The sequence below is a fragment of the Rhizobium sp. C1 genome (assembly GCF_021026335.1).
Classification (GTDB): domain Bacteria; phylum Pseudomonadota; class Alphaproteobacteria; order Rhizobiales; family Rhizobiaceae; genus Ensifer_A.
Window position 1 is genome coordinate 362,232 of record NZ_JAJNCY010000001.1, and the last position, 25,760, is coordinate 387,991.

Genomic DNA, 25,760 nt, shown 5'->3' on the forward strand with positions numbered 1-25,760 from the left:
GGATCGTGCGGAGTGAAAGAGCGGTGTGCGCTGAGCGCTGCTGACCAGGTTGTCGGCGCGCCGGGAAACCTTTCCAGCAAGGGAACGGGATGTTTATCGACGATTTCAAGGCCGGGCTTCGGCGGATTGCGCCCATCATCGTCTCGGCTGCGCCCTTCGGTGTGCTCTTTGGGGCGGTCGCGGTGCAGCATGGGATGAGCGTCGGCGAGGCGGTGCTGATGAGCGGCGTCATCTATGCGGGCGCGAGCCAGCTTGTCGGCATCAATCTGTTCGATCAGCATCTGCCTGCCTGGGTGGTGATTCTGTCGATCCTCGCGGTGAATTTCCGGCACATCCTCTATTCGGCGGCCATCGCACGCCATATCGACCCGCTGACGCCGTGGCAGAAGGCGGTCAATTTCTTCCTCCTCACCGATCCGCATTATGCGGAAATCGAGCGGCAGGCGCATGCGGGCGAGCCCGTCACCTTCGGCTGGGTCATGGGGCTCGGCATCGGCCTTTATATCCCCTGGATGGCGATGACCTATGCCGGATGCGTGCTCGGAGCCTTTATCGGCGATCCGAAGTCCATCGGGCTCGATGTGCTGCTGCCGGTTTATTTCCTTGGCCTCGTCATGGGGTTCCGCAAGCGGCCCAACTGGCTGCCGGTGGTGATTGCCAGTTCGCTCGCCTCCATGGCGGCCATCAAATTCGTCGGCTCACCCTGGCATGTGAGCATCGGCGCCGTCGTCGGCATTCTCGTCGCCGCGCTCATGCCGGTGCAGCCGGATACGCGTTCCGAGATTGAGGAACGCTGAGGTGGAAAGCTTGTTCAGACCCGACATGCTTCTCATCATCCTCGGCGGGGCGGTGGCGACCTATCTCACCCGCATTGCCGGCTATGTGATGATCAAGCGTTTCAAGACCATTCCGCCGCGTGTAGAGGCGGGGCTGAATGCCGTTCCGGCGGCCGTTCTGACGACGCTGGTCGCGCCGGCGGCGCTCACCGGCGGGCTGGAGACGGCGATTGCGCTGCTGGTTGCGCTGTTGGCCGGCCTGCGCGTGTCCGGCCTCACGCTCATCGCCATCGGCTGGGCCGTGGCAATGGCGATCCGGCACTTCATTCTCTGATTAGAATATCAGATATTTCGTTCTCGGCACTATCTGATCATCGAGAGATCAGCCGACGGGTTGCGTCGCCTGTTCGAGCCATGTGCGCACCTTCTTGTCCTCTATCAGCGGAAGCAGATTGTCCCGCGTCGTAGCGTGATAGGCGTTCAGCCAGTCCAGTTCCTCCCGCGTCAACAGCGCGGGCAGGATCAGGCGCCGGTCGATGGGGCACCAGGTGATGGTCTCGAAGCCGAGCATCGGCTTGTCGCCCCCGGCAATCTCGCTGGCGGGTTCCACGACGATCAGGTTTTCGATGCGGATGCCGAAGGCGCCGGGGCGATAATAGCCGGGCTCGTTCGACAGGATCATGCCGGGCAGGAGTTCCTGCATGGCGGCGCGCGAAATCCGCTGCGGGCCTTCATGCACCGACAGATAGGAGCCGACACCATGGCCTGTGCCGTGGCCATAATCGGCGCCAGCCTTCCAGAGCGCGATGCGGGCGAGCGGGTCGAGATCGACGCCGCGGGAACCTGCAGGGAAGCGAGCCGTGGAAATGGCGATCATGCCCTTCAGGACGAGCGTGAAGAAGCGCTTCTCCGTCTCGCCGACGCTGCCGATGGCGACCGTGCGGGTGATGTCGGTCGTGCCGTTGCGATACTGGCCGCCGGAGTCGACGAGATAGAGTTCGCCGGGTTTCAGCTGTCGGTCGGTCTCGCGGGTGACGCGATAGTGGATGATCGCGCCATTGGGGCCGGCGCCCGAAATCGTGTCGAAGGAAATGTCGGCCAGCGGGTTCTGCATGCGCTCGCCGACGCGGCGGCGGCAGGCCTCCAGCTTTTCGACGGTCTCGATTTCTGTCAGCGTACCCGGTTCTGCCTCGTCGAGCCAGGCAAGGAATTCGACCATGGCGACGCCATCCTGAATATGGGCGGCGCGCGTTCCGGCGAGCTCCGCTTCATTCTTGGTGGCGCGGGGCAGGGCGCAGGGATCGGTCGCTTCCCTGATCTTGCCACCCGCGGCCTCGATCCGCCTCACGAGTTCGAAGGAAACCGCACTGGCGTCGACCTCGATTGTGGCGCCGCGTTTGCTCAGCGCGTCCAGCGCCAGGGCCAGGTCACCGGGGTCGCGCAGCTCGCAAATCTGGGTGAGGTAGGCCTTTTCCTCGATGCCGGTCTTGCGGGCGTCGAGAAAGAGTTCGGCAAGCGCGTCCGCATGGATGATCGCGCGCGCCAGCGGGTGTGGTGTATGCGGCACGTCGGAGCCGCGGATATTGAAGGCCCAGGCAACGGAGGAGGGGTCGGCGATCAGCACCGCGTCCGCATTGCGTGCCTTGAGCCCCTCGGCAATCTCGGCGATCTTGTCGCGGGCGAGCGTCCCCGAATGCTGGTGTTTCTGGATGGTCACGCGGCCAAGCGGCTCGGCGGGGCGGTCGGCCCAAAGCGCGTCGAGCGGATTTTCCTCAAGGAAAACCAATGCTCCGCCCTTGGCCTCCAGCGCCGTCTTCAGCTTGCGCACCTCGGCAATCGTGTGCAGCCATGGATCGATGCCAAGGCGAAAGCCCTGACCGGCGTGCTGCGCGATCCAGGCGGCCGGCGGTTCGCCGACCAGATCGCCGGGTGTGAAAACGGCGGGATCTGTCTGTTGCGCAAGCTGCGTTACATAGCGCCCGTCGACGAAAACCACCGCGATCTGCTGCGCGATGAGCGCGGCGCCCGCCGAGCCGGTGAAGCCCGTCAGCCAAGCCAGCCGCTCGGCCGAGGCGGGGACATATTCGCCCTGATACTCATCCGCCCGCGGCGCGAGGAAGCCGTCGACCTTAAGCGCCAGAAGGCGCTCCCGCAGGGCCTGGACGCGGGGAGCCCCCTGTGCGGGGCTGGCGGTGGTTTCGAAGCTCTGGAACATGGTGTGGCCGATCGAATGTCTGCGATATCCGGGAGGTCTACTCTATCCGGCGGGGGGATGCCACGCCATGGATTTTCGGAAGGAGAGCGTTTTTAACCGGATGGATAAAATTATGCAAAAAACGCATGGCTCCCATGAGTAATCGACTCTGTTGCGGCGCAATAATTCGGGCTATAAAAAAATCAACGAACGGAGCCGAAGTGCTGCGGAAACGAAGGAAAACGAAGATGTCGATCCTGGGAACGATGATGAAGAGCGTTATTGCATCGCGTGAGCGTGAGGCGCAGCGCTATGTGTCTCGCGTTCTTGCCAACATGGACGACGTGACGCTGAATTCCCTCGGCAAATCCCGCGATGAGCTTAAGAAGGGGCCGTTCTAAGAGATAAAGTTCCCGTTTCGGCGGTTTAGAGATCGCTCCTCCTCCCAAGATCTCTTGCCTCAAGTCGAAACTGGTTTGTTCCCGGCAACTCCTCCTCCCAATGCCGGGACACGATCAGCCTGGCTGATCCAAGGGCGATGCCACCTCCTCCCGGCATCGCCCTTTTTTTGTTCTGTTTTTTGTGCGTCGCAGCAATTTACGAAGCGACGGCCCCGAGGCGGAGGTCGCCGCGCATGTTCAAGGCGCATAACTCATTTGAATTGCTTTATTATTTCGCGCCGCGCTCGAGCACGATCGTGACCCAGCCGTTGCGCCAGATGGTGCGGCGGTGGGCGAGCTTCTGGCCGTTATAGGCGGCGAGAACCTTGAGCCGCTGGCTTGCCAGGATGCCGGAGAGAATCACAGTCCCGCCGGGCACAAGGTGACGGACGAGGTCGGGCGCCATCTTCATCAGGGGCTTTGCCAGAATATTGGCGATGATCAGATCGAAGGGGCCGTTGCGGCGAAACGCGCCGTGGTGGAAGCCGGGGGCCGTCTCGAAGCGCAGCCCTGCGCCGACGCCGTTCTTGCGGGCGTTTTCTTGCGCCACGCGTGTGGCGATCGGGTCGATGTCGGTTGCCAGAACGGGGATCGGCTGAATCTTGCGGGCGGCGATCGCCAGCACACCGCTGCCGGTGCCGAGGTCGAGCGCATTCTTGACCTTGCGGGAGCGCAGCACCCAGTCGAGCATCTCGAGGCAACCGGCGGTCGTGCCGTGATGGCCGGTCCCGAAGGCCTGGCCGGCATCGATTTCGATCGCCACGTCGCCGGGCATGACGCGGTTTCGGTCATGCGAGCCATGGACCAGGAAGCGTCCGGCGCGGACCGGCTGAAGGCCGTCCAGCGATTTTGCCACCCAGTCGGTGTCGGGCAGCACTTCCCGCTGGATTTCGAGATGCTCGTAGTCTGGCGTCAGCGCCTGTTCAAAGGCTGTTCTGGCACCGTCTTCGTCACCCATCATCGTGTAGACGGCGGTTTCCCATACATCGTTCGCCTCGTCGATCTCCATTGTCGTCACGGCATATTCGCCGTCTTCGAAGATCGCGCCGAGGCGGTCCAGGATGATGGCGCAGTCGTTTTCGCCAGCGTTGATGTAGAGACGGACTTCGCTCAAGGCGTTCCCCCAATGTTGCGGGTGGTGATCGGGGGTAGGCTCTACTAGCCCTTGATAAGGTTTTCCAGCTTTTTCACCGCGACATCGCCGTCTTCTCCATAGGCGATCGTACCCTTGAAGCGGCCGCCGTTGTTGAGCAGGAAGACGGAGGCGGTGTGATCCATTGTGTAGTCGCCATCGGGCTTGTTGGGATCGATGGGGACTTTCTTGGCGTAGATGCGGAAACCCTTCACAACCTCGGCGACCTTCGCCGGATCGCCGGAAATGCCGATGATCCGCTTCGAAACATTCGAGACATATTCGTTCATGATCTGCGGCGTGTCGCGCTCGGGATCGACTGTGATGAAATAGGCATGCATCTTCGTGCCGTCCGGGTCGACCTTCTGAAGCCAGCCGTCCATCTCGAAGAGGGTGGTTGGGCACACGTCCGGGCAATGCGTATAACCGAAGAAGAGTGCGGTCGGCTTGTCGCGGAATGCGACTTCGGTGATCGGCTTGCCGTTTTGATCGATAAGATGGAAGGGGACGCCATAGGGGGCATCGGACACCTGCTGCCTGTCGCGCGTGTAATCCAGCGTGAACCAGCCCAGAAAGCCTGCGAGAATCAGGATCGCGATCCAGATGATGATGCTGGCCTGTTTCATGCCGCGGCTCTCCCGTCTTTTCAGTTTCTTGATGTGTCGTTTTAGTGCGCCGTCGCGCCGCGGTAAACAGCCACGTTGTCACAGCGCCTCTGGCGCGCCGTACCCTTGCCGGAGTTCCGGAAGCCTCGCGGTTTGAGTTAGCAAATCTTTAAAAGTTGTTTGCCAGTGTCGAGCTTATATCAAAGCCTGGGGCGGCTTCATCATTAAGGGTGTCTAAATGAAACTTTCAGTAAGCCAGAGATTGTGGGTGTCTGGTGTCACGGCTTTCATTGGCATCGGTTCTCTTCTTGTTGTCGGCTGGTATTCCAGCAGTTCCGTTTCCGCTGCTCTGGCCAATTCACAGACGATCGACGTTATCGACAAGAAGGTCAACGATCTCAGGTTTGCCAATGAGGAAGTCCGCCTGGCATCCATGGACGTGATCATCGATCGCGCCAGCAAGGCGATTTCGGCCGAGCGAAAGGCGACGCTGGATGAGAATACCAAGTTTCTGAAGAATGGTGTCCCCACGATCGAGAGCTTTGCCAAGTCGGCCGGGCTGAATATCGATATTGCGTCGCTCAGCGCCGACATTGACCAGGTCGTCAAGTCTTCCAACGAAAAGTTGCCGGCTCTCGTCCTCGGTGGCGCGCCCGAAGCTGAATTTGACAAGATAGACGATGAGATCGACACGACAGGCGGCCGCATCAAGGCCGTTCTCGATATCGTGGCAAAGGCGACCAGCGACGCCCAGCAGCATGAAGTCGATGTGGCCGTGTCGCAGGCGCAGAAATCCGCACTTCTGCAGTTCCTGATCGGCACCATTGCCGTTCTCGTGGCCGGTGGCCTCATGGCCTGGCAGTCTCGCAACATCATGTTGGGACTGAATGCCGTTCGCCGCAGCATGAACCGTATCGCCAAGGGCGACATCGCCACCTCGGTCGATGGCACGCAGCGTGCCGACGAGATCGGCGAAATCGCCCGCGTGGCGGAGACCCTGCGCAAGGCGACGGTGGAGAAGGAGAGGGCGGAAGCCGCCGCCCAGGAGGCCCGTCTCAGCGTCGACCGCGAGCGCAGTGAAAACGAGACCGAGCGCCAGCGTGACGAAGAAGAAATCCGCCGTTGCGTCACCATTCTGGCCGGCGGTCTCGCCCGTCTTGCCGAAGGCGACCTGACCCAGCAGATCGACGATCCCTTCCGGGCCGATCTGGAGCGGTTGCGCCAGGATTATAATGCTGCAGTCGCCCGCCTGAGCGCCGTGATCGGCAATATCACGGATCAGTCTTCGTCGATCCACTCCAGCAGTGTGCAGATCCGCACCGCCGCCGACGACCTGGCCAAGCGCACCGAACAGCAGGCCGCCGCCCTCGAGGAGACCTCCTCGGCGCTCGAGCAGATCACGATCACCATGCAGACTTCCACCAGCAAGGCCGAAGAGGCCGGCGCGATGGTCGAGAGCACCAAGGCGCAGGCCGAGCGCTCGACGACCGTGGTTCGCGAGGCGATGCAGGCCATGGAGCGCATCGAAAGTGCCTCCGCCGAAATCGGCAAGATCATCAACGTCATCGACGAGATCGCCTTCCAGACCAACCTTCTGGCGCTCAATGCCGGCGTTGAAGCCGCCCGTGCAGGGGAGGCAGGCAAGGGCTTCGCGGTAGTGGCACAGGAAGTGCGCGAACTTGCCAACCGCGCCGCCGGTGCCGCCAAGGACATCAAGCAGCTCGTTGCCCGCTCCGGCGCGGAAGTTCAGACCGGCGCCGAGCTTGTCACCGCCACGGGACAGGCGCTGCGCGCCATCGGGGCTGACGTAGTCAAGATCAACGAGCACATGATCTCGATCGTCAATGCCGCACGCGAGCAGAACGCGGGCCTTGCCGAAATCAACACCTCCATCGGTCAGATGGATCATGTGACGCAGCAGAACGCCGCGATGGTCGAGCAGACCAATGCGGCCTGCCAGACGCTCAACGAAGACACGACGCGGCTGGAAAACGTCATCTCGCAGTTCCGCACCAAGCTCGGAATGTCTGCGCGTGCGCAAGGCGAGCGGCCTGCGGTTCACGCCCACACACCGATCCCGCCGCGCGCACCCATCGTTTCCACCGGGTTCAAGCCGGCCATCGCTCCCGCCCAGCCGGGCCAGCGGCCGCGCACATCGCCCGCGCAGAAGTTGATGGGGCGTCTGGAAAATGCCTTCAGCGGTTCTACCACCAGCCTGAAATCGCCCGTGCAATCCTCTGGCCAGCGCGCCAGCACGCAAGCTTCTCCTTCAACCGATCAATGGGAAGAGTTCTGATATGACCAATGCCATCAAACAGTCCGGAGCCTATCTGGAAATCGTCTCCTTCCATCTCGGAGACCAGGAATTCTGCATCGACATCATGGCCATCCGCGAAATCCGCGGCTGGGCGCCGGTGACACCGATGCCGCATACGCCGCGCTACGTTCTCGGCCTCATCAACCTGCGCGGCGCCGTGATCCCGGTTATCGACATGGCCTGCCGTCTCGGCATGCCCATGACGGAACCGTCTGAGCGCTCCGCCATCATCGTCACGGACATCAAGGGCAAGCTGGTCGGCCTTCTTGTCGAGCAGGTATCGGACATGATGTCGATCAAGTCGGAAGATCTGCAGCCGGCTCCGGAAATCATCCCGGAAGCCCAGCGCGCCTTCTGCCGCGGCATCGTCGCGCTCGAAAAGAACATGGTCTGCTTCCTCAACCTCGACACCGTCATTGCCGACGAATTGTCGATGGCGGCGTAAGTCGTCCTCTGCAGGATCGGTTGAACTGATCGCCCGCCTCCCGCGCCTTAAGCCGCGCAGGGGGCGGGTTCGTCTATTGCGGCCTCGCGAGTTGAGAGGAGGCTGTTTGTCTCACTTTGCCGCGGGCTTGCCCTTCTCCCAGGTGACGTTCTGGTTAAAGAGCGGCACGGTCGAGATCGACATCTTGGCCGAACCGTCGACGATCTGGCGGGAATGGACGAGATAGATCAGTGTATCGTTCTGCTTGTCGTAGATGCGGTTGACGACGAGCTTCTTCCAGATCAGCGACAGGCCGGACTTGAAGACTTCCTCGCCGCCCTTGCCGAGATCGATATCGCCGATCTCGATCGGGCCGGTCTGGCGACAGGCGATGGAGTTGTTGGACGGGTCCTCGAACCATTTGCCGTTCTTCAGGCGGTCCACGACGGAGCGGTCGAAATACGTGACATGGCAGGTCACGCCCTTGACCTTGGGATCGGTCAGCGCGTCGATCATGATGTCGTTGCCCATCCAGTCGACGCCGACCTGACCGACGACCTCGGCCCTGGCGGCGGGGCCGGCCAGAACAACGGCTGCTGCGGCCGCTGCCGCAAATTGTGCCATGCGTTTCATGGAATATCCTTCCTCGTTTCCCGCGATGTTGCATCGCTTTCGCATCAGACATAGAAAGCGCCGGCTTGCCTTTCAATCCGGCTTGCACGCGAAAGCCGTGCTGCTACGGTCGTTTGCGGGGTTTTGGGGGATATGAAATGACAAAAGGCAGGCTGGAGGCCTTCTCCGATGGCGTCATCGCCATCATCATCACGATCATGGTGCTGGAACTGAAAGTGCCGCATGGGGAGACATGGAAGGATCTGCTGCCGCTCTGGCCGGTGTTTCTCGCCTATGTCCTCAGCTTCGTCCATATCGGGATCTACTGGAACAATCATCATCACATGATCCATGCGGTGAAGCATGTGACGGGCGGCGCGCTCTGGGCCAACCTTCATCTGCTGTTCTGGCTGTCGCTGGTTCCGGTGACGACCGAGTGGATGGGGGAGACCCATTTCTCGACCTTTCCCGTGGCAGTCTATGGCGTTGTCATGCTGATGGCGGCGATCGCCTATTATATTCTGACGCATTGCCTCATTGCCATCCACGGGCGGGACTCCGAGTTTGCAAAGGCGCTTGGCGGAGACGCAAAAGGAATTTTCTCCGCTGTTGCCTATGTGGTCGCAGTCCCTGCGGCCTTTGTCGCTCCGATCATTTCGGTGGCAATCTACATCACGATCGCGGCGGTCTGGTTCATTCCGGACAGGCGATTCGAACGGGCGCTGTCATCCTCGTGAACCACTCGATTTGACAGTCGGCAAGATACATTAAGAAAATCATATTTTAGTTGAGATGAATCAACGCGGACAATGTGCTGCGGCGTAGCCTTTTCCTTGTTTTTGAGAGGGAAAGGGGTGCTTTGATGTTTCGACTGATCGCCATTCTTTATGTTCTTGTCGCAACGGTTCTTGCCGGGGTGTTCGTCACTGCAGTGCTGTCGCTGGGGCATTTCGGGCGGGCGGATATCGCGCTGTCGGCGTTGGCCGGCGCGGTGATCGCGCTGCCGGTCGCCTGGATCGTCGGCAAGCATGTTTTCGCGCTCACCCGCAGCGCATAACGAGAAGAAAGCCACGCGCCAGCCGGGCGGTGCATAAAGCCGGACGACGATGAATGTCCGGAGACCGCTCATGACTGTGCCTGTGACTGCGCGACTGAAAGCCGCTCTGCCAAGACTCGGCGTGATCGCAGGTGTTGCGCTTTCGCTTTCGGCCTGTGTCGGTGCGGACGGAAGACCGGTTGATCTGGACGACGGCAGGCCGCTGCTGGGCGATGCCCGCAATCCCTCGAAAGTGCCATTCTTCCCCGATACCGGCTCGATGAATGCCGAGCGCTTCGGCGATCAGACGTTCCCCGTCTTCATGCAGCCGACGGAGACGCCCTATGCGCTGCAGCCGCAGGGATCGCAGCCGCCGCAGCCGGGTTATCAGGCACCGCCGACATCGACGAAGCTCGATCCGTCCCGGGTTCGCGGCCGGCAAAGCTATTACCCGTCCGCGCCGTCTTCCATGGGCCAGCAATCCTCGCTGGGACGTCCGCTTGTCGCGCCGCAGGCGCAGACGCGCGTGGCAAGGCTCGACCCGGATGTATGGACGCGCTACGGGTCCGTGATGGACGGCGGACATTTGCTGCCGGCCATTCCGATCGAGCGCGTCAATCCCGGCCTGCTGCGCCAGAAGGTGGCCTATGCGACGCGCGAGAAGCCGGGTACGCTGGTCGTCGATACGCGTTCGCGCTTTCTCTATCTTGTCGAGGGGAACGGGCAGGCGCTGCGCTATGGCGTCGGCCTTGGCCGGCAGGGCTATGCCTGGTCCGGGCGCGGCGTGATCCGCACCAAGCAGAAGTGGCCGCGCTGGACGCCGACCGAGGGCATGGCGGACGCCTCGACGGACATCAACAACATCAAGGTGCGCGGCGGGATGATCGCCGGATCCGAAAATCCGCTCGGGGCGAGGGCGCTTTACATCTACAAGGACGGCAAGGATACGCTCTACCGCGTCCATGGTACACCCGACTGGCAATCTGTCGGGAAACAGGCCTCGTCCGGCTGTGTCCGCATGTATAATCAGGATGTCGTCGACCTGTATAACAGGGTGCGCGACGGCGCTGTCATCGTGGTGATGTAGAGCTTGGCTATCGGCGTATTGATCCAGATCGGAGACGCCGAATCGATTTTCTTAAAATCTTCGCTTCTCCGATCATGGAGGGGGAACATTCAGCGCAAGCCGTCGTTCTGTGTCCGGCAGTGAGTGCTTGAATGAGAATGCGAGGAGTTGAGAATGATGTTGGTCTCTGTGCGTTGGAGAACGCCGGTGATGGTGAGTTTTGCGAATGGCGCGGCGCGCCAGTTCGATTGCGTTCATGATGCGCTCGACTGCCTTCAGCACGAATGGCCTTCTCCCCGTGGCAAGCGTCACCAGAAAGCAATCGACGTCCTGAGCGCGGCACTGGCGCGCCTGGTGCCCGTTGATGATGCCCGCAAGGCCTTCGTGTCTGCCTGTGTCGAGTCCGGTATTCTTGTGCCGCAGGCGCTGCAAAAGGGCGGCAAGGCGCGCAAGATGAAAGCCTCGTCGAACGAGGCCGGCAAGTTGTCCGGTCGTCTTGGTATGGAGGCGTCAGGCTGAGCCTGGCGCGCTCAACTCGCTCCCTCATGGCTGACGGCGCCATCGAGCGCCGCTTTCAGTTTAATGACCCTGTCGCGCATTTCATCCAGATCGTCGACGCCGCAGCCCACAAGTTGGCCGATGGCGGGAACGATCTTGTCGAGGGCCTGCCGTCGAGCGCTCTTTCCGTGTTCGGTCAGGGAGATGACGACCTGGCGTTCGTCGTTCTCGTCGCGCATGCGGGTGATCATGCCGAGCTTTTCCAGGCGCTTGAGCAGTGGCGAGAGGGTGCCGGAATCGAGATCGAGCTTTGCCCCGATCTCCTTCACCGTCTGACCGTTGCGCTCCCACAGAACCATCATGACGATATATTGCGGATAGGTGAGGCCGAGCGCGTCGAGAAGCGGTTTGTAGGCGCGATTGAACGCATGCGCTGCCGAGTAGATCGCAAAGCAGAGCTGCTGCTCGAGTTTCAGAACATTATCCTGTGGTTTCATCGCCTTGATCCCCAAGTTCGCCGCCTATTGATAGCAGGCGGAGAAAAATCCTGCAAAATCCTATTGCGCACAATCTAATTATGCGCTATCTAAAGATCAACAGCAACCCCCGAAGTATGGAGAGCGAAATGTCTGTAGCTTACACTGCGAATGCAACGGCAACCGGCGGCGGCCGTAACGGTCACACGAAGTCTGACGACGGCGTTATCGACCTGAACCTGACGGTTCCGAAGGGGCTGGGCGGCGACGGCGCACGCGGCAGCAACCCGGAACAGCTCTTCGCAGCCGGTTACGCCGCCTGCTTCATGGGCGCGCTGCGCTTCGTTGCGGGTCAGGCCAAGGTGAAGCTGCCGGAAGAGACCAGCGTTTCGGTCAGCGTCGGCATCGGCCCGCGTGAAGGCGGTTTTGAAATCCATCCGGCCGTTTCGGTTTCGATCCCCGGCTTTGACCGCGCACAGGCTGAAGACCTCGTTGCCAAGGCACACCAGGTCTGCCCCTACAGCCACGCCATGCGCACGACGAAGGAAGTCGAGGCCAAGCTCGTCTGATCTAGAGCAATTCGAGCGAAAGTGGACGCCGGTTTCGCGTCCGGAATTGCGTAAAAACAAACGGCTATAGCGCTTAAGTTTTTCCGTTTAATGCTGAGGCGCTATAGCGTTCAGATCTCTTTCGAGATTGTCAGCAAATTCTGCCGCAGGCGATCCCCATCGCCCTGCGGCAGTTTCGTTTCGACGTCTGCGTGCTCGGCGATCCAGATGGGGGTTGCCTGGGCCAGAAGGGCAAGGCCCTCGGGCGTCAGCTTGAGGCGCTTTTCGCGCCGGTCCTTTTCACCTGCGACAATCTCGACCAGCCCGCGCCGGGTCAGGGGTTTGAGTACGGCAGTCAGCGTGGTGCGGTCCATGGCCAGCAGGTCTGCGACCGGTGACATGGCTGGCGGCTCAGGCCTGTTGAGCGACATGAGCAGCGAAAATTGCCCGTTATTGATCCCCAGATGGCGGAAGGCGCGGTCGAAACGGCGCGCCAGTGCCCGGGCTGCCCGTTGCGTGTGAAGGCACAGGCAGTGGTCGCGAACATGCAGGGTCGTCTGATAGGGGACCGGAGAAGCGTTTGACATGTCTGTCATAATATGTTGGTATCAACCTATAGTCAAATATCTTATTTTCACTATGGCGGAGGATGACATGGCGGGCGAGGGAAATTTCATCTGGCACGAGCTGATGACCACAGATACCGCAGCGGCGGGACAATTTTACAGCGCGGTGGTCGGCTGGAATGCGGAGAAGGCGGACAACACCACCGCCGGCGGCATGGACTATACGCTGTTCAAGCTTCCCGGCTTCGAGATGGGCACGGCCGGCATGATGGCGCTGACGCCCGAGATGCAGACCGGCGGCGCACGTCCGGCCTGGATCGGCTATATCTATGTCGACGACGTTGACGCCAAGACGGCGGAGGTCCCGACGCGGGGCGGGATGGTCCACATGGGGCCGACGGACATCCCGGGCATCGGCCGCTTCTCCGTGGTCGCCGATCCGCATGGCGCGACATTCTATCTCTTCAGGCCGAATATGCCCGACGGGCCGATGCCCGAGATGCCGAAGCCCGGCTCTCCTGGCACCTTCGGCTGGAACGAGCTGAACGCGGGCGAGCTCGACGTGGCTTTCGACTTCTATTCGGCTCTGTTCGGCTGGACGAAAACCATGGCGGTGCCGATGGGCGAGATGGGCATCTATCAGGTCTTCGCCAACGAGGGGCGGGACATTGGCGGCATGATGAGGAAGGTGTCGCAGGTTCCGATGCCGTTCTGGCAGTTCTATATCACCGTGGATGCGATCGATGCGGCAGTGGAAAGGGTCAAGACCCACGGCGGCAAGATCACCAACGGGCCGCATCCCGTGCCGGGCGACGCGTGGATTGTCGAGGGGGTCGATCCGCAAGGGGCGAAATTCGCGCTGACGGCGGGCAAGCGGTAATCATCGACATGTTCGGAAGCGTCCCGCCGCCGCAAAGGGGGCGGGCGCCGATGCGCCACCTTCTCCCAAGGGGAGAAGAGGGAGAGGGCCGCGGACTTGCCAGGACCGTCGGCCGGCTCGCCGGACTTTCTTGGAGGTAGGCTGACGGCTACTTCTTCAAGCTGCCCAATATCCCGCGCACCAGTGCCCGTCCGAGCGAACTCGCGACCGATCGCGCGGCTGACTTCATCGCCGCTTCGACCACCGTCTCGCGCTGGCGGCCGCCGGATTTGGTCGTGCCGCCGCCGCCGAGCACCGAGCCGAGGTCGGGAAGCGTCCAGCGGTTGCTGCCGGGCTGTCCGTCCGGTGGCTGGATGTCTTCCTGATGCGGGGGATGGCCCTGTTGCTGCTTGTCTTCTGCGGCCTGTGCCTTGCCGGCCAGGATTTCATAGGCCGAGACTCGATCGAGATCGGTGTCGTTGGTCTCGTCGATCGGCGACTGCGACAGGACCTCGGCGAGCCCATCGTCGCTCAAGGGGCCGAGCAGCGAGGATGGCGGGCGGATCAGCGTGCGCTGGACGACGGAGGGCGTGCCCTTGGCCTCCAGCGTCGAGACCAGCGCCTCGCCGGTCCCGAGATTGGAGATGACTTCGGCGGCGTTGAAATCCGGGTTGGGCCTGAACGTGTCGGCAGCGATCTTCACGGCCTTTACTTCGTTGGGCGAATAGGCGCGCAGCGCATGCTGGATGCGGTTGCCGAGCTGGGCAAGCACGGTGTCCGGCACGTCGGCGGGATTCTGCGTCACGAAATAGACGCCGACGCCCTTGGAGCGGATGAGGCGGACGACCTGCTCGATGCGCTCCAGCAGCACCTTTGGTGCGTCCTTGAAGAGCAGATGCGCCTCGTCGAAGAAGAAGACGAGCTTCGGTTTTACCGGATCGCCGACTTCCGGCAGTTCCTCGAAAAGTTCCGAGAGCAGCCAGAGCAGGAAGGTGGCATAGAGCTTCGGGCTGAGCATGAGCTTTTGCGCGGCGAGCACCGAGATATAGCCGCGCCCGTCATAGGTCGTGCGCATCAGGTCGGAGATCTTCAGCGCCGGTTCGCCGAAGAAGCTCGTCGCGCCCTGCTGCTCGAGGATCAGCAATTGCCGTTGGATCGCGCCGACGGAGGTGGGGGAGACGAGGCCGTATTTTGCTGAAATCTCCTTGGCGTTCTGCGACATGTAGGTGAGCAGCGCCTGGAAGTCCTTGAGATCAAGAAGCGGCAGGCCCTGTTCGTCGGCGAGCTTGAAGGCGATGTTGATCACGCCTTCCTGCGCGTCGGAGGCGTCCATCATGCGGGCGAGGAGGAGGGGGCCCATTTCGGTGACAGTGGCGCGCATGCGGTGTCCGCGTTCGCCGAAGAGATCCCAGAAGATGACGGGGAACTTGTTGTATGCGAAATCGTCGAGGCCGATTTCCTTGGCGCGCTTTTCGAGGAAGTCCTTCGGCTCGCCCTTGCCACCGATGCCGGAAAGGTCGCCCTTCACGTCGGCGCAGAAGACCGGCACGCCGGCATTGGAGAAGCCTTCGGCCAGGATCTGCAGCGTCACCGTCTTGCCGGTCCCGGTTGCGCCCGTCACGAGGCCATGGCGGTTGCCGTATTTCAGCTCGAGATATTCGCCCTTGTTGATGCTGTCGTCCGGTTTGCGGCTGGTGCCGATGAAGATCTTGCCGTCCTGTTGCATCGTCATGCGGTGCTCCCTCAGCCAGCCCTATGGAGGGCAGGGCTATGTTCATTGAATCGTAGACATGATTTTATATGGTGACGGCGCAATGGCGGCAACAAGAGCCGGATGGCTTCTTGTCATCCTCCGCGATTTCTATTACGTTGACGTTCACGTCAATTTTGACTTTACGGGAGAACTTCATGAACGAACTGGTTTCCAAGGTTGCCGATGCTGTCGGTCTCGAGCCTGCTGTCGCCGAAAAGGCGATCGGCCTCATGCTTTCCTTCCTTAAGAAGGAAGGTGACGATCAGGCCGTTTCCGCCATGATCGCGGCGATTCCCGGCGCCGAAGAGCTGGCTGCCTCGCAGAACGGCGGCGGCGGTCTCCTCGGCGGTCTGCTCGGCGGCGGCATCATGGCGCTTGGTCAGCAGCTGATGAGCGCCGGTCTCGGCATGGGCGAGATCACCTCGCTCGCCAAGGAGACCATGTCGGTCGCCCGTCAATATGCCGGCGATCAGGTTGTTGACGACGTGATCGCCTCGGTGCCGGGTCTCAGCCAGTTCGTCTGATCCGCTTTTCCAGGACCATTGTTGAAGCCCGGCCTCGTGCCGGGCTTTTTCGGTTGTGGGCCGTTAACCGAAATTTTGCCCCGGCTTGCTATTTGGAGGGAAGAGGTTTCGGAGCCGAGACAAGAGGCTCAGGAACTCAATAGATAATCACTTATCTTGATTATCTGAAATCTCCAAAATCTAAGATTCAAATAATCGAATTTCATTAAGCCTTTGTCGCGACAATGAAAAGTCGCGGGAAGCGCAAGAGTACGCGCCCGTCATCGAGCGGCGGATAGGCCTTCCGGATCGCCTCTGTATAGGCTTCCAGATAGGCCGGGCGGTCCTTTTCCTCCAGCAGATCGAGCCAGGGTCGCAGGCCTGTTCCCTTCACCCATTCAACGATGGCTTCCGCATTGGCGAGCGGGTGATAGTAGATCGTGTGCCAGAGATCGACGCGACTTGAGAGCGGGTTGAGCTTGTTCATGTACTCTTCTGGCTTCGGCAGGAGAGGCCGCTTGCCCTTGCCGCCGACAAAGCGATGGCCCCAAGGCCCGGAAAGCGCTGTCTCTTCCATCAGTCGATGGGTCGGCTCGCTCAGATTGTCCGGCATCTGGATTGCCAGTACGCCGCCGGGTTTAAGGCCCTCTGTGACCAGCCGCTTCAGCACGGCAAGCTGGTCAGGCACCCACTGAAACACAGCATTGGCATAGAGGAGGTCAGCCTTCTCCGCAGGCAGCCATGTTTCGAGACCGCCATGGGAGAACGTGAGGCCCGGCAGACGCTTGCGTGCCGCCTCCAGCATGTTCACGTCGCTATCCATGCCTTCCAAACGGGTATCCGGGAAGCGCTCCGCGATCAGCTCCGTCGAGTTGCCCGGTCCGCAGCCCATGTCGATGGCAAGCGTCGGCGCGTCGAGTGGCACCTGGGCCAGAAGGTCGCGGGCGGGGCGGGTGCGTTCGTCTTCGAACTTGAGATACTGCGCCGGCGACCAGGCCATGGGGGTTACTCCAATCCGTTGAGTGAGGGCAGAATGAGCGAGGGACCGTAGTCCTTGTATTCGTCCGGCGCGTTGGCGCGGTTGATCCAGACGGTGCGGAAGCCGAATTTGGTTGCGCCCGCCACGTCCCAGCGGTTGGACGACTGGAAGGAGACGGCATCCGGATAGAGCCGGTAATTGGTCGTCACCATGTCATAGACCTGCGGCGCGGTCTTGAAGGTGCGGATCTCGTCGACGGAGAAGATGTCGTCGATCATCGTGTCGAGAGCCGAGTTCTTCACCGCCGCGGCCAGCATGGCCGGCGAGCCATTCGAAAGGATCGCGATGCGTGCGCCGCCGGCTTTCAGCATTCTCAGCGTGGCGGGCACTTCCGGATAACAGTCGAGCTTCCAATAGGCCTGCAGCAGCCTGTCGCGCAAGGCTTTGTTGACGCTCGGCACACGCCAGAAGGCGTAGTCCAGCGCCTGTTCGGTCAGCGCCCAGAAATCCTGATAGCCGCCCATCAGCGCGCGCACCCAGGAATATTCGAGCTGTTTGGCGCGCCACACATCGGAGAAAAGCTGCCCGTCCGGGCCCACGTCGCCGGCGTAGCGGCGCACGGCCGCATGAACGTCGAAAAGCGTGCCGTAGGCATCGAAAACATAGGCTGCGTATGACATGTCCCGTCCGGTTTTTATTAGCCGCCGCAAATGCTTGGCGGTTCCCCATTGTGCGGCGCAAAATGAGGCAGATTGACGTTCGCGTCAATATATCACCGATTTTCCTTGGGTTGACGTCAGCGACAAATGAGCCTTCATTGCCCGCATGAAGAACAAGAAGGAGGCGGCCATGCACGGCAGCGCGGACACGAAGATCACCACCTGGAACTATATCGACGGCGAATGGCTGCCGGGCAATCCGCCGGTTGCCGGTCCCTCGACCCATGCCATGTGGCTCGGCTCCTCGGTGTTTGATGGCGCGCGCTGGTTCGATGGCGTGGCGCCGGATCTCGGTCTGCATTGCCAGCGGATCAATCGTTCGGCGCTCGCGCTCGGGCTGAAGCCCACCAAGACGCCGCAGGAGATCGAGGCGTTGGCGCGGGAGGGGATTGCCCGCTTCGATGGCACAAGCCCGCTCTACATCAAGCCGATGTATTGGGGCGAGTCCGGCTCCGCCGGGCTCGTGGCGGTCGATCCGGAATCGACCCGTTTCGCGCTGGTCATCTTCGAGGCCGCCATGCCGCCGAAGGACCAGCCGGGGGTGAAGCTCACGCTCTCGCCCTTCCGCCGCCCGACGATGGAATGCATGCCGACGAATGCCAAGGCCGGCTGCCTTTATCCCAACAATGGCCGCATCCTCTCGGAGGCCCGCTCGCGCGGCTTCGACAACGCGCTGGTGCGCGACATGCTGGGCAATGTCGCCGAAACCGGCTCGGCCAACATCTTCATGGTCAAGGACGGCGTGGCCTTCACACCGGCCGAGAACCACACGTTCCTCGCCGGCATCACCCGCTCCCGCGTCATGAAATTGCTCCGCGCCGCCGGCGTAGAGGTGCGCGAGACGACGCTGTCGGTCGATGATTTCATGAAGGCGGACGAGGTCTTCATGTCGGGTAATTATTCCAAGGTACAGCCGGTCATCCAGCTTGACGGGCGCAGCTATCAGAAGGGTCCGGTCACGGCGCGAGCCTATGATCTGTACATGGATTGGGCGAAGAGGTGAGACGATGCTCACCACCCAGGTCCCGACTGATGACGACGCGATCTCGTCCTTCGGATTTTGCGTGGTAAAGAGCCTTGTCTGCCCGCAGAATGGCCGCGTGAATGTTCTCGTCTTCCGGCAGGACAGCCGCGACGCCGAAGCTTGATGTCACCTGAACCGGTGTGTCATCGAACTTGAAGTGCAGCCGGGAGACGACTCGCCGCAGTCTTTCGGCGATCATCAGGCTTTTCTGGCTTGATCCTTCAAGAGCGATGGCGAATTCCTCTCCGCCGAGCCGGCCCAGCAGGTCAAAATCGCGCAGATTCGCCTTGCAGGCGGCAACGATCGCGCGCAGGACCTCGTCCCCGGCGGCGTGGCCAAAGCGGTCGTTGACCGATTTGAAGTGATCGACATCGAGCATGATCACCGACACCTGCAGCTGCTTCTTCTCGGCAATGCGGCACAACTGTTCGAATTTCTTGAGAAACTGCCGGCGCGAAAGGGCTCCGGTCAGGGTATCGCGATAGGCGAATTCGCGCAGCTCAAACTCGCTGGCCGCCATTTGTGCAAGGTTTTCCAGCATGCGCAGATCGCGTTCTGTAAATTCGCGAGGCTGCCGGTGAATGGCGCAGAGTGTGCCGATTGCCTCGCCCTCGGATGTGCGCAACAGCGCGCCGGCGTAAGCCCGCAGATGAGGATCCTTCGTGACCAGGAGATGGTCTTCGAATTCGTCATTTTTTTCGGCATCGGGGATGATCACCGGCCTGCCTTCTCGCCAGGTGGCCCTGCAGAAGCTGTCTTCGAGTGGAATTTCTGTCAGTTCAAGGCCCTGGATCGACTTGAATTTCTGACGACCGCCTTCGATCAGCGAGACAGCAGCGATGTCTACATCGAAGATGTCCCGCATCAGGGTTGTGATCCGGTTGAACGCCTCGTCCCGGTTCCAGTCAGATCTGAGCGATTGCGGCATTCCAGTCCCTCGGTTCAGCGACTCTTGTCCGGCAGCACCTGGGCCGCCGTCCAAGCATGCCGGGCTTTATATCGCGATATCTTAATTTAACATGCGATTGACTTCCAAATGTTTACCGCCGGGCGTCTCAGCGGGGGCTTGCCTTGCGCTGAAATCCCCGGGCGGATCGTTGGAGAATGGCTTGAAACTGTTCCGATGCTCGCCTAGCCTAAGCAGACTTAGTTTTTCGCGCGGGGGATTGATGCGCCAGGTCAATGTGCACGCAGCCAAGACGCATCTGTCGCGGCTGATCGAGGAAGTGGAGGGCGGCGAGACTGTCATTCTGGCGCGGGCCGGCAAACCGGTCGCGCGGATCGTGCCCATAGAGGCTGAGCCTTCGGCCGGGCGGATCGGATTTCTCAAGGGCCACATCAGGGGCGGTGATATGTTCGACGTGTCGAAGCCCACCGAATTCGACGGGGTTCTTGGGGGCTTCTTTTGAAGATCCTGCTCGATACGCCCGTGCTTTTGTGGGTGGCGGCCGACAGTGTCGAGCTTGACGAGCCGGCGCGCCGTCTGATCCTGGACGATGGCAATGATCTCTATTTCAGCGCCGCCAGCATCTGGGAGATCGGGCTGCGTGGTGCCTCGAGTTTCGACGGGCCGCCTGTGGATGTGCGCATGCTGCGGCGCGGATTGCTCGACGCGGGCTATCGCGAGGTGCCGCTTCGCTCGGAACATGCGATGGCGGTTGGCGATTTCGAGGATCTGCCGGTCGATTCCTTCGCGCGGCTTCTTCTGGCGCAGGCGCGTTATGAGGGGCTGCTGTTGATGACGGCGAAGCCGGGGCTGATCGCGCAAAAGGCGGGCATCTTGCCGATCTAGCGCCGCTCCCTGCCGTTTGGCATTTTATCCTGGCCCGCCTGTCGCCGCACGCGGAGAAGATCAAGAGAGAAAAAGCGTCAAATTTTCCGGCTGTTGCGGTTGCCTCGCAACTGTCACACACCTATGTTCCACTGCATCCGCTTCAATCCCCGTAATGGACACCAAGGAGAGACCAAGATGGCTTTCGAACTTCCCGCCCTTCCGTATGACTACGAAGCGCTCGTGCCCTTCATGTCGAAGGAAACGCTTGAATATCACCACGACAAGCACCATCAGGCCTATGTGACCAACGGTAACAAGCTGGCTGAAGAAGCTGGCATGGCGGATCTGTCGGTCGAAGAAGTCGTCAAGAAGTCCTTCGGCACCAATGCCGGTCTCTTCAACAACGCGGCTCAGCACTACAACCACATCCACTTCTGGAAGTGGATGAAGAAGGATGGCGGCGGCAAGTCGCTTCCGGGCAAGCTGCAGGCAGCGATCGACAGCGACCTCGGCGGCTACGACAAGTTCCGCGCCGACTTCATTGCGGCTGGCACGACGCAGTTCGGTTCCGGTTGGGCCTGGCTCTCCGTCAAGAACGGCAAGCTCGAGATTTCCAAGACCCCGAACGGCGAGAACCCGCTCGTTCACGGCGCATCGCCGATTCTCGGTGTCGACGTCTGGGAACACTCCTATTACATCGATTACCGCAACGCGCGTCCGAAGTATCTCGAAGCCTTCGTCGACAGCCTGATCAACTGGGACTACGTCCTGGAAATGTACGAAGCCGCTGCAAAGTAAGGCTTTTCCCGCTTCCTCAGAGCCCGCTGCGCGCTGCGCGGCGGGCTTTTTCGTGTTTTTCCGACAGTTTTGTGCCGCTTGTTGCAAACGATCGTGACCACAGTGTTCACTTTTTCGCGATCTTGGTGAATTCTGCGGTAAGTCTTTGTTTTAGCTTTATACAATGGATCTGGAACGGAAAATTCTGGTTTTCAGGCCCGAATTTCACCGGATTGTGATTTTGACGTGATGATGCCGGGATAGTCTTTTAAACGTTACCGGTCAGCCCCGCCGGGGGGAACAATGGAGAGTCCTGATGATCAAGAGAACAATCGCCGCCAGCCTTATCTGTCTGACCGCCGCTTCGGCCGTGTTTGCCGCCAGCGAGCTTGGCGACAAGCGCGAAGCGGACATGAAGAAGATCGGCGGCGCAACGGCGCAGCTCGCCGGCATTGCCAAGGGCGACAAGCCCTATGACGCCGCTGTGGTGAAGACCGCGCTCACCACCATCAACACGACGATCAAGGAATTCCCGACGCTCTTCCCGGCCGGCAAGCCGGACGAAGATGGTCATGCGAGCCCGAAGATCTGGGAAAACATGGCGGGCTTCAAGGGCCATGCCGATGAACTGGCCATGGTAACGGAGAAGCTGATTGCTGCTCCGCCGGCTGACCAGAAGGCTGTGGGCGCTGCGCTTGGCGAGATCGGCAAGGTCTGCTCTGCCTGCCACCAGGATTTCCGTCTGAAGAAGTAAGTCGCTTCGGCGCGTTTCGGGCGCTTCCTGTCATGGGGAGCGCCCTTTTTTCGTTTAAGGCAGAGCTTAAGGAGAGCAACCCATGGCTTCGACACTGACCAAATCCGTCCTGTCGCTGATTGGTATCGGTATCGTCGGAGCGGGGGCATTCTTCTGGATCACCCGACCGCAGCCGCTTCCGGAGAGCGAATTTGCCAACCTCGGCCCGGCCGACGTTACGAATGGCGAGACAATCTTCTGGGCTGGTGGCTGCGAGAGCTGCCATGCGGCCAAGGGTGCGGAGGGGGATGCCAAACTGGTGCTTTCAGGCGGCGCACCGCTGCCGACGCCCTTCGGCACATTCTACCCGCCGAACATCTCGCCGGACGAGAAGGCAGGGCTCGGGCACTGGACGCTCACGCAATTCGCGTCAGCCATGAAGCGCGGCGTGGATGATGAGGGACGGCACCTTTATCCCTCCTTCCCTTATGCGTCCTATTCACGAATGAGCGACACGGACCTGCGCGATCTCTTCGCCTATATGAAGACACTGCCGAAGAGCGACAATGTCGCCCCGCCGCACGATCTCGCCTTTCCCTTCAACATGCGCTTCACGCTGGGCGGCTGGAAGCTGCTTTACCTCAACGACAAGCCGCGCGTGGAACTGGCGAATGCGTCGCCGGAGGTCAAGCGCGGTCAGTATCTGGTTGAAGGCCCGGGACATTGCGGCGAATGCCATACGCCCCGCGACATCCTCGGTGGGCTGAAGGTGGCCGACTGGCTCGCCGGCGGGCCGAACCCGGAAGGCAAGGGGACGATCCCCGATATCACGCCGGGCTCCAAGGATATCGGTCGCTGGAGTGCGGGCGATATCGCCAATTACCTGGAGACGGGCTTCACGCCGGAATTCGACAGCGTCGGCGGCTCGATGGTCGCCGTGCAGCAGAACATGGCGCATCTGTCGAAGGAGGATCGCGCGGCGATCGCTGCCTATCTGAAGGCCATTCCGGCGAGGTAATTCCATTATATGATTATTTGATTATCAAGAAAATTGCCCGCACGGAGGTCTGCGCGGGCAATCTTTTTTGGCCAGAGCATCGGGCAGGGAACCGGTGCCATGGCCTTCTGATAAGCGTTTCAATCTATTTGTTCCTGCGCAATTCCGCACGCGAAACCGGTTTCCACTTTCGCTGGAATTGCTCAAAGACCTGCGCGGAAGCGCATTCCGGTGGCGGGATAGGCCTTGAAGTCGAGGCCCTGGTAGTACTTGTAGGCGGCGAAATTGCCGGTCGCGGCACCCAGCGAAAGAAAGTCGCAGCCGAGTGTGCGGGCATGCGCCTTGGCGCGATCGATCAGATGGCGGCCAATGCCTTCGCTGCGATGGCCGTCCTTGACGAAGAGGTGGTGCAGTTCCATGCCGCGTTCCCCTTCGGTGGCGCGGTAGACGGGATAGAGGAGGGCATAGCCGATCAGTTCCCCGCCCGTTTCAGCGACGAAGGCGGTCGCGAAGGGCTGGTCGCCGAAGAGATCCCGATCAAGCTTGGTGGCGCTGTTCGTCGTCTTGTCGCCGTGATGGGCGGCGAGCGCCTCGATCATGGCGGCGAGTGCGAAGAGATCCGCCTTCTGCGCACGGCGTACGCTGACACGCGCGGCTTCCGGCGCCGTGGGTGTTTCTTCTGTTGCGATGGTCTGTTCCAAGTTCAGCATTGCCTTCTTCCTCATTTTGCCTTCGGAAGAGCCGCTGAAAACAACAAGGCCGCCCCGAAGGCGGCCTCTTGTCGATATGATCGATCGCGGCCGCCGGTTAACGGTAGCCCCAAAAATATACAGCCGTGGTGTGTGCCTGTGCGATCATGGCGGGCAACATTCTCCTAAAGCGATTGAATGTCAAGTGGTCTCGTGGAGAGAATTGTGAACGTGACCGTGATCGGTGGTGCAAAGCGCGTGGTCGGCCAGCGTCGCCAGAACATTGCATTCGCCTGCGCGTCCGCCGGCGCATTCGGACACGATGTGTTCGAGCTCCGCTTCCAGCTTCTTCAACCGCGCGATCTTGGCGCGCACATCGGCCAGATTGTCGGCAGCGATGCGGTCTGCATCGTGGCAGGGGGCGTCAGGCGTTGCCTGGAGCGAGAGGAGATCGCGGATGGCTTCAACAGAGAAGCCGAGGTCTCGCGCATGGCGGATGAAATTCAGTCGCTCCAGATGGGCGCCGACATAGCGGCGCTGGTTGCCCTCCGTCCGCTCCGGCTCCGGCATCAGGCCGATCTCCTCGTAATAGCGGATCGTCGGGACCTTGACGCCGGCCGTCACTGAAAGCCTGCCGATGGTCATCATGTCAAAGAACCTTCCAAAAACCTCTAGTTTGTAGAGATTTAGGAGAGCTTCAAAAGCCGTTCAAGGCTTTCGCTCACAGATTAACACGCGCCTGGTCGGCGGGGACGATCAGGTGCCACAGAAGGTGCGCGGCACGATCTCGTGATTGAGCGGCGCTGCCTTGTAGCGCTCGAAGCCGGCCTGTTGCTCATATGGCCGGGCGAGGACACGGTTCAGCGCCTCGAACAGCGAGAAGTCGCCGTCATCCACAGCGGCGCGGATAGTTTCCTCAATTCTGTGATTGCGCGGAATGTAAACGGGATTGGCCTTTTGCATCAGCGCCTTGCGGTCTTCCGGCGAGATGGAATCGCCTTCCAGATAGTGCCGCCAGCCGTCAAGCCATATTTGTGCCGCATCGGGAGCGTTGAATTCTCCTCGCAGTTCCCTGTCTGCAAGTTCAAAATCGGCCGACGGACCTCCAGCCGCGGCCGTAAGACGGAGGAAGGCGAGGGTGAAGTCCGCTTCGCCTTCCTCCATCAGCGACAGGAAGGACTGGATCAGCTTCAGATCGTCCTCGCGTTCGCGCACCAATCCCAGCTTCGCCCGCATCACCTTCAGCCATTCGGCCTGGAAGCGTTCGCCATAGGTCCTGAGTGCCGCGTTGGCCTTTTCCATTGCCTCCTCCTGCACGTCGCCGAACAAGGGCAAGAGGCATTCGGCCAGCCGCGCCAGGTTCCATTGGCCGATGCCCGGCTGGTTGGCATAGGCATAGCGGCGGTTGCGATCGATGGAGGAGAAAGTCTTCGTCGCCGAATAGGCGTCCATGAAGGCGCAGGGGCCGTAATCAATCGTTTCGCCGGAAATGGCCATGTTGTCCGTGTTCATCACACCATGGATGAAGCCGACGCCCATCCATTTGGCGATCAGCGCGGCCTGTCGGGCGGCGATGGCTTCGAAGAGGCGGATATAGCGATCCTCTTCGCCCCGCAGTTCAGGATAGTGGCGGGAAATCACGTGATCGGCCAGCAGCTTCACGCCTTCCTCGTCACCGCGGGCGGCAAAATACTGGAAGGTGCCGACGCGGATATGGCTGGCGGCCACACGGGCGATCACGCCGCCGGGCTGCGCCTGTTCGCGATAGACGGCATCGCCTGTGGTGACGGCGGCCAGCGACCGGGTCGTCGGGATGCCGAGCGCATGCATGGCTTCCGAGACGATGTATTCGCGGATCACCGGGCCGAGTGCCGCGCGACCGTCGCCGTTTCGGGAGAAGCGGGTGGGGCCGGAGCCTTTCAGCTGGATATCGACATGGCGGCCATCCGGCGTCGTCACTTCGCCGAGCAGCATGGCGCGGCCGTCGCCGAGCTGCGGCACGAAATGGCCGAACTGGTGGCCGGCATAGGCGAGCGCCACATTGGCCGCATCATCCGGCTTCAGATTGCCGGAGAAGAGGGCAGCACCCTCGCGTTTCAGCAGCGCGACGTCGAGACCAAGCTCTTTGGCCAGAGGTTCGTTGAAGGCGAACATGAAGGGTTCCGACGCGCTTGCCGCCGCTGCTGGCGCATAGAAGCGCTCGGGCAGGCGGGTGTAGGAATTGTCGAATCCGATCAGCGGCATCGCGGCGTCCTTTCAATGA

General features: G+C 61.0%; 31 protein-coding genes. 18 read left to right on the forward strand and 13 right to left on the reverse strand.

The annotated features are described in order from the left end of the window. Positions 1-89 precede the first annotated feature (89 nt). The gene (locus LQK83_RS01795) at positions 90-797 is read left to right on the forward strand and encodes an AzlC family ABC transporter permease (protein ID WP_230835582.1); all 708 of its coding nucleotides are present in this window, start codon (positions 90-92) and stop codon (positions 795-797) included. A 1-nt stretch (position 798) separates the two neighbouring features. Continuing rightward, positions 799-1,110, forward strand: coding sequence for an AzlD family protein (locus tag LQK83_RS01800; protein ID WP_442966679.1), 312 nt, complete (start codon positions 799-801; stop codon positions 1,108-1,110). 48 nt (positions 1,111-1,158) lie between these two features. On the opposite strand, the gene LQK83_RS01805 is transcribed toward LQK83_RS01800, so the two are convergent. After that, entirely contained in the window at positions 1,159-2,991 is a 1,833-nt protein-coding gene (locus LQK83_RS01805; RefSeq protein ID WP_230835583.1) for an aminopeptidase P family protein, read from the reverse strand. A gap of 227 nt (positions 2,992-3,218) precedes the next feature. Here LQK83_RS01805 and LQK83_RS01810 point away from each other — a divergent pair, with 227 nt between their 5' ends. Then, positions 3,219-3,371, forward strand: a complete 153-nt coding sequence (locus LQK83_RS01810) for a hypothetical protein (protein ID WP_230835584.1) — start codon at positions 3,219-3,221, stop codon at positions 3,369-3,371. Between the two features lie 268 nt (positions 3,372-3,639). Here LQK83_RS01810 and LQK83_RS01815 read toward each other — a convergent pair whose 3' ends face one another. Both LQK83_RS01815 and LQK83_RS01820 read right to left on the reverse strand, forming a co-directional pair. Beyond that, the gene (locus LQK83_RS01815; RefSeq protein WP_230835585.1) at positions 3,640-4,524 is read right to left on the reverse strand and encodes a 50S ribosomal protein L11 methyltransferase; all 885 of its coding nucleotides are present in this window, start codon (positions 4,522-4,524) and stop codon (positions 3,640-3,642) included. 44 nt (positions 4,525-4,568) lie between these two features. Next, a complete protein-coding gene (locus LQK83_RS01820) occupies positions 4,569-5,168 on the reverse strand; it encodes an SCO family protein (protein WP_230835586.1) in 600 nt (199 codons plus the stop codon). Between the two features lie 217 nt (positions 5,169-5,385). Between LQK83_RS01820 and LQK83_RS01825 the strand changes: the two genes are divergently transcribed. Both LQK83_RS01825 and LQK83_RS01830 read left to right on the forward strand, forming a co-directional pair. Continuing rightward, on the forward strand, positions 5,386-7,443 hold the full coding sequence (locus LQK83_RS01825) for a methyl-accepting chemotaxis protein (RefSeq protein WP_230835587.1): 2,058 nt from the start codon (positions 5,386-5,388) through the stop codon (positions 7,441-7,443). 1 nt (position 7,444) lies between these two features. After that, positions 7,445-7,909, forward strand: coding sequence for a chemotaxis protein CheW (locus tag LQK83_RS01830; protein WP_230835588.1), 465 nt, complete (start codon positions 7,445-7,447; stop codon positions 7,907-7,909). Positions 7,910-8,020: 111 nt separating this feature from the next. On the opposite strand, the gene LQK83_RS01835 is transcribed toward LQK83_RS01830, so the two are convergent. Then, positions 8,021-8,521 (reverse strand): CreA family protein, encoded by a 501-nt coding sequence (locus LQK83_RS01835; protein WP_442966680.1) that lies wholly within the window; start codon positions 8,519-8,521, stop codon positions 8,021-8,023. 137 nt (positions 8,522-8,658) lie between these two features. Between LQK83_RS01835 and LQK83_RS01840 the strand changes: the two genes are divergently transcribed. The 4 genes from LQK83_RS01840 to LQK83_RS01855 all read left to right on the forward strand — a co-directional run bounded on the left by LQK83_RS01840 (position 8,659) and on the right by LQK83_RS01855 (position 11,121). Continuing rightward, on the forward strand, positions 8,659-9,237 hold the full coding sequence (locus LQK83_RS01840) for a TMEM175 family protein (RefSeq protein WP_230835589.1): 579 nt from the start codon (positions 8,659-8,661) through the stop codon (positions 9,235-9,237). 125 nt (positions 9,238-9,362) lie between these two features. Continuing rightward, positions 9,363-9,557, forward strand: a complete 195-nt coding sequence (locus LQK83_RS01845) for a hypothetical protein (RefSeq protein ID WP_230835590.1) — start codon at positions 9,363-9,365, stop codon at positions 9,555-9,557. Between the two features lie 70 nt (positions 9,558-9,627). After that, positions 9,628-10,623 (forward strand): L,D-transpeptidase, encoded by a 996-nt coding sequence (locus tag LQK83_RS01850; RefSeq protein ID WP_230835591.1) that lies wholly within the window; start codon positions 9,628-9,630, stop codon positions 10,621-10,623. Positions 10,624-10,812: 189 nt separating this feature from the next. After that, complete coding sequence (locus tag LQK83_RS01855; RefSeq protein WP_230835592.1) at positions 10,813-11,121, forward strand: DUF982 domain-containing protein; 309 nt, start codon at positions 10,813-10,815, stop codon at positions 11,119-11,121. 11 nt (positions 11,122-11,132) lie between these two features. Here the strand turns inward: LQK83_RS01855 and LQK83_RS01860 are convergent, their stop codons facing one another. Then, positions 11,133-11,597, reverse strand: a complete 465-nt coding sequence (locus LQK83_RS01860; RefSeq protein ID WP_230835593.1) for a MarR family winged helix-turn-helix transcriptional regulator — start codon at positions 11,595-11,597, stop codon at positions 11,133-11,135. Positions 11,598-11,725: 128 nt separating this feature from the next. On the opposite strand from LQK83_RS01860, the gene LQK83_RS01865 reads away from it, so the two are divergent. Next, on the forward strand, positions 11,726-12,145 hold the full coding sequence (locus LQK83_RS01865; RefSeq protein ID WP_230835594.1) for an organic hydroperoxide resistance protein: 420 nt from the start codon (positions 11,726-11,728) through the stop codon (positions 12,143-12,145). A gap of 110 nt (positions 12,146-12,255) precedes the next feature. On the opposite strand, the gene LQK83_RS01870 is transcribed toward LQK83_RS01865, so the two are convergent. Continuing rightward, on the reverse strand, positions 12,256-12,711 hold the full coding sequence (locus LQK83_RS01870; RefSeq protein WP_230835595.1) for a MarR family winged helix-turn-helix transcriptional regulator: 456 nt from the start codon (positions 12,709-12,711) through the stop codon (positions 12,256-12,258). Positions 12,712-12,778: 67 nt separating this feature from the next. On the opposite strand from LQK83_RS01870, the gene LQK83_RS01875 reads away from it, so the two are divergent. Then, the gene (locus LQK83_RS01875) at positions 12,779-13,570 is read left to right on the forward strand and encodes a VOC family protein (protein WP_230835596.1); all 792 of its coding nucleotides are present in this window, start codon (positions 12,779-12,781) and stop codon (positions 13,568-13,570) included. A 148-nt stretch (positions 13,571-13,718) separates the two neighbouring features. Here the strand turns inward: LQK83_RS01875 and LQK83_RS01880 are convergent, their stop codons facing one another. Further along, positions 13,719-15,275, reverse strand: a complete 1,557-nt coding sequence (locus LQK83_RS01880) for a helicase HerA-like C-terminal domain-containing protein (RefSeq protein ID WP_230836252.1) — start codon at positions 15,273-15,275, stop codon at positions 13,719-13,721. A gap of 182 nt (positions 15,276-15,457) precedes the next feature. Here LQK83_RS01880 and LQK83_RS01885 point away from each other — a divergent pair, with 182 nt between their 5' ends. Further along, positions 15,458-15,826, forward strand: coding sequence for a hypothetical protein (locus LQK83_RS01885; RefSeq protein WP_230835597.1), 369 nt, complete (start codon positions 15,458-15,460; stop codon positions 15,824-15,826). Between the two features lie 205 nt (positions 15,827-16,031). On the opposite strand, the gene tam is transcribed toward LQK83_RS01885, so the two are convergent. Continuing rightward, positions 16,032-16,805 carry a trans-aconitate 2-methyltransferase gene (gene tam, locus LQK83_RS01890; RefSeq protein WP_230835598.1) on the reverse strand — a complete coding sequence of 258 codons (774 nt, stop codon included), beginning with the start codon at positions 16,803-16,805 and terminating at the stop codon, positions 16,032-16,034. A 5-nt stretch (positions 16,806-16,810) separates the two neighbouring features. Then, positions 16,811-17,464 carry a haloacid dehalogenase type II gene (locus LQK83_RS01895; protein ID WP_230835599.1) on the reverse strand — a complete coding sequence of 218 codons (654 nt, stop codon included), beginning with the start codon at positions 17,462-17,464 and terminating at the stop codon, positions 16,811-16,813. A 169-nt stretch (positions 17,465-17,633) separates the two neighbouring features. On the opposite strand from LQK83_RS01895, the gene LQK83_RS01900 reads away from it, so the two are divergent. Then, positions 17,634-18,506, forward strand: a complete 873-nt coding sequence (locus LQK83_RS01900; protein WP_230835600.1) for a branched-chain amino acid aminotransferase — start codon at positions 17,634-17,636, stop codon at positions 18,504-18,506. Here the strand turns inward: LQK83_RS01900 and LQK83_RS01905 are convergent. Then, positions 18,460-19,455 carry a sensor domain-containing diguanylate cyclase gene (locus LQK83_RS01905; protein ID WP_230835601.1) on the reverse strand — a complete coding sequence of 332 codons (996 nt, stop codon included), beginning with the start codon at positions 19,453-19,455 and terminating at the stop codon, positions 18,460-18,462. The genes LQK83_RS01900 and LQK83_RS01905 overlap by 47 nt on opposite strands. A 241-nt stretch (positions 19,456-19,696) precedes the next feature. Between LQK83_RS01905 and LQK83_RS01910 the strand changes: the two genes are divergently transcribed. From LQK83_RS01910 to LQK83_RS01930, 5 genes are all read left to right on the forward strand, one after another. Continuing rightward, complete coding sequence (locus LQK83_RS01910; protein WP_230835602.1) at positions 19,697-19,936, forward strand: type II toxin-antitoxin system Phd/YefM family antitoxin; 240 nt, start codon at positions 19,697-19,699, stop codon at positions 19,934-19,936. Further along, positions 19,933-20,319 carry a type II toxin-antitoxin system VapC family toxin gene (locus tag LQK83_RS01915; protein WP_230835603.1) on the forward strand — a complete coding sequence of 129 codons (387 nt, stop codon included), beginning with the start codon at positions 19,933-19,935 and terminating at the stop codon, positions 20,317-20,319. The genes LQK83_RS01910 and LQK83_RS01915 overlap by 4 nt, the downstream gene beginning before the upstream one ends. Before the next feature lie 177 nt (positions 20,320-20,496). After that, complete coding sequence (locus LQK83_RS01920) at positions 20,497-21,099, forward strand: superoxide dismutase (protein WP_230835604.1); 603 nt, start codon at positions 20,497-20,499, stop codon at positions 21,097-21,099. Positions 21,100-21,394: 295 nt separating this feature from the next. Then, on the forward strand, positions 21,395-21,832 hold the full coding sequence (locus LQK83_RS01925; RefSeq protein ID WP_230835605.1) for a c-type cytochrome: 438 nt from the start codon (positions 21,395-21,397) through the stop codon (positions 21,830-21,832). Positions 21,833-21,914: 82 nt separating this feature from the next. Further along, positions 21,915-22,829: a c-type cytochrome gene (locus tag LQK83_RS01930; protein ID WP_230835606.1), complete on the forward strand. Its 915-nt coding sequence runs from the start codon at positions 21,915-21,917 to the stop codon at positions 22,827-22,829. Positions 22,830-23,011: 182 nt separating this feature from the next. Here the strand turns inward: LQK83_RS01930 and LQK83_RS01935 are convergent, their stop codons facing one another. From LQK83_RS01935 to LQK83_RS01945, 3 genes are all read right to left on the reverse strand, one after another. Next, positions 23,012-23,518, reverse strand: coding sequence for a GNAT family N-acetyltransferase (locus LQK83_RS01935; RefSeq protein WP_330166253.1), 507 nt, complete (start codon positions 23,516-23,518; stop codon positions 23,012-23,014). Between the two features lie 180 nt (positions 23,519-23,698). Further along, positions 23,699-24,145, reverse strand: a complete 447-nt coding sequence (locus tag LQK83_RS01940) for a MerR family transcriptional regulator (RefSeq protein ID WP_230835607.1) — start codon at positions 24,143-24,145, stop codon at positions 23,699-23,701. 108 nt (positions 24,146-24,253) lie between these two features. Continuing rightward, a complete protein-coding gene (locus LQK83_RS01945) occupies positions 24,254-25,741 on the reverse strand; it encodes a protein adenylyltransferase SelO (protein WP_230835608.1) in 1,488 nt (495 codons plus the stop codon). Positions 25,742-25,760: the final 19 nt, after the last annotated feature.

What these genes read in the sequence shown, in the direction of transcription:
- tam (WP_230835598.1), bottom strand. Translation starts at nt 16,805, where the DNA reads ATGGCCTGGTCGCCGGCGCAGTATCTCAAGTTCGAAGACGAACGCACC.
- LQK83_RS01795 (WP_230835582.1), top strand. Translation starts at nt 90, where the DNA reads ATGTTTATCGACGATTTCAAGGCCGGGCTTCGGCGGATTGCGCCCATC.
- LQK83_RS01820 (WP_230835586.1), bottom strand. Translation starts at nt 5,168, where the DNA reads ATGAAACAGGCCAGCATCATCATCTGGATCGCGATCCTGATTCTCGCA.
- LQK83_RS01940 (WP_230835607.1), bottom strand. Translation starts at nt 24,145, where the DNA reads ATGATGACCATCGGCAGGCTTTCAGTGACGGCCGGCGTCAAGGTCCCG.
- LQK83_RS01850 (WP_230835591.1), top strand. Translation starts at nt 9,628, where the DNA reads ATGACTGTGCCTGTGACTGCGCGACTGAAAGCCGCTCTGCCAAGACTC.
- LQK83_RS01825 (WP_230835587.1), top strand. Translation starts at nt 5,386, where the DNA reads ATGAAACTTTCAGTAAGCCAGAGATTGTGGGTGTCTGGTGTCACGGCT.
- LQK83_RS01905 (WP_230835601.1), bottom strand. Translation starts at nt 19,455, where the DNA reads ATGCCGCAATCGCTCAGATCTGACTGGAACCGGGACGAGGCGTTCAAC.
- LQK83_RS01810 (WP_230835584.1), top strand. Translation starts at nt 3,219, where the DNA reads ATGTCGATCCTGGGAACGATGATGAAGAGCGTTATTGCATCGCGTGAG.
- LQK83_RS01855 (WP_230835592.1), top strand. Translation starts at nt 10,813, where the DNA reads ATGGTGAGTTTTGCGAATGGCGCGGCGCGCCAGTTCGATTGCGTTCAT.
- LQK83_RS01900 (WP_230835600.1), top strand. Translation starts at nt 17,634, where the DNA reads ATGCACGGCAGCGCGGACACGAAGATCACCACCTGGAACTATATCGAC.
- LQK83_RS01835 (WP_442966680.1), bottom strand. Translation starts at nt 8,521, where the DNA reads ATGAAACGCATGGCACAATTTGCGGCAGCGGCCGCAGCAGCCGTTGTT.
- LQK83_RS01805 (WP_230835583.1), bottom strand. Translation starts at nt 2,991, where the DNA reads ATGTTCCAGAGCTTCGAAACCACCGCCAGCCCCGCACAGGGGGCTCCC.
- LQK83_RS01885 (WP_230835597.1), top strand. Translation starts at nt 15,458, where the DNA reads ATGAACGAACTGGTTTCCAAGGTTGCCGATGCTGTCGGTCTCGAGCCT.
- LQK83_RS01925 (WP_230835605.1), top strand. Translation starts at nt 21,395, where the DNA reads ATGATCAAGAGAACAATCGCCGCCAGCCTTATCTGTCTGACCGCCGCT.
- LQK83_RS01840 (WP_230835589.1), top strand. Translation starts at nt 8,659, where the DNA reads ATGACAAAAGGCAGGCTGGAGGCCTTCTCCGATGGCGTCATCGCCATC.
- LQK83_RS01875 (WP_230835596.1), top strand. Translation starts at nt 12,779, where the DNA reads ATGGCGGGCGAGGGAAATTTCATCTGGCACGAGCTGATGACCACAGAT.
- LQK83_RS01880 (WP_230836252.1), bottom strand. Translation starts at nt 15,275, where the DNA reads ATGCAACAGGACGGCAAGATCTTCATCGGCACCAGCCGCAAACCGGAC.
- LQK83_RS01895 (WP_230835599.1), bottom strand. Translation starts at nt 17,464, where the DNA reads ATGTCATACGCAGCCTATGTTTTCGATGCCTACGGCACGCTTTTCGAC.
- LQK83_RS01935 (WP_330166253.1), bottom strand. Translation starts at nt 23,518, where the DNA reads ATGCTGAACTTGGAACAGACCATCGCAACAGAAGAAACACCCACGGCG.
- LQK83_RS01865 (WP_230835594.1), top strand. Translation starts at nt 11,726, where the DNA reads ATGTCTGTAGCTTACACTGCGAATGCAACGGCAACCGGCGGCGGCCGT.
- LQK83_RS01845 (WP_230835590.1), top strand. Translation starts at nt 9,363, where the DNA reads ATGTTTCGACTGATCGCCATTCTTTATGTTCTTGTCGCAACGGTTCTT.
- LQK83_RS01920 (WP_230835604.1), top strand. Translation starts at nt 20,497, where the DNA reads ATGGCTTTCGAACTTCCCGCCCTTCCGTATGACTACGAAGCGCTCGTG.
- LQK83_RS01870 (WP_230835595.1), bottom strand. Translation starts at nt 12,711, where the DNA reads ATGTCAAACGCTTCTCCGGTCCCCTATCAGACGACCCTGCATGTTCGC.
- LQK83_RS01930 (WP_230835606.1), top strand. Translation starts at nt 21,915, where the DNA reads ATGGCTTCGACACTGACCAAATCCGTCCTGTCGCTGATTGGTATCGGT.
- LQK83_RS01910 (WP_230835602.1), top strand. Translation starts at nt 19,697, where the DNA reads ATGCGCCAGGTCAATGTGCACGCAGCCAAGACGCATCTGTCGCGGCTG.
- LQK83_RS01860 (WP_230835593.1), bottom strand. Translation starts at nt 11,597, where the DNA reads ATGAAACCACAGGATAATGTTCTGAAACTCGAGCAGCAGCTCTGCTTT.
- LQK83_RS01830 (WP_230835588.1), top strand. Translation starts at nt 7,445, where the DNA reads ATGACCAATGCCATCAAACAGTCCGGAGCCTATCTGGAAATCGTCTCC.
- LQK83_RS01945 (WP_230835608.1), bottom strand. Translation starts at nt 25,741, where the DNA reads ATGCCGCTGATCGGATTCGACAATTCCTACACCCGCCTGCCCGAGCGC.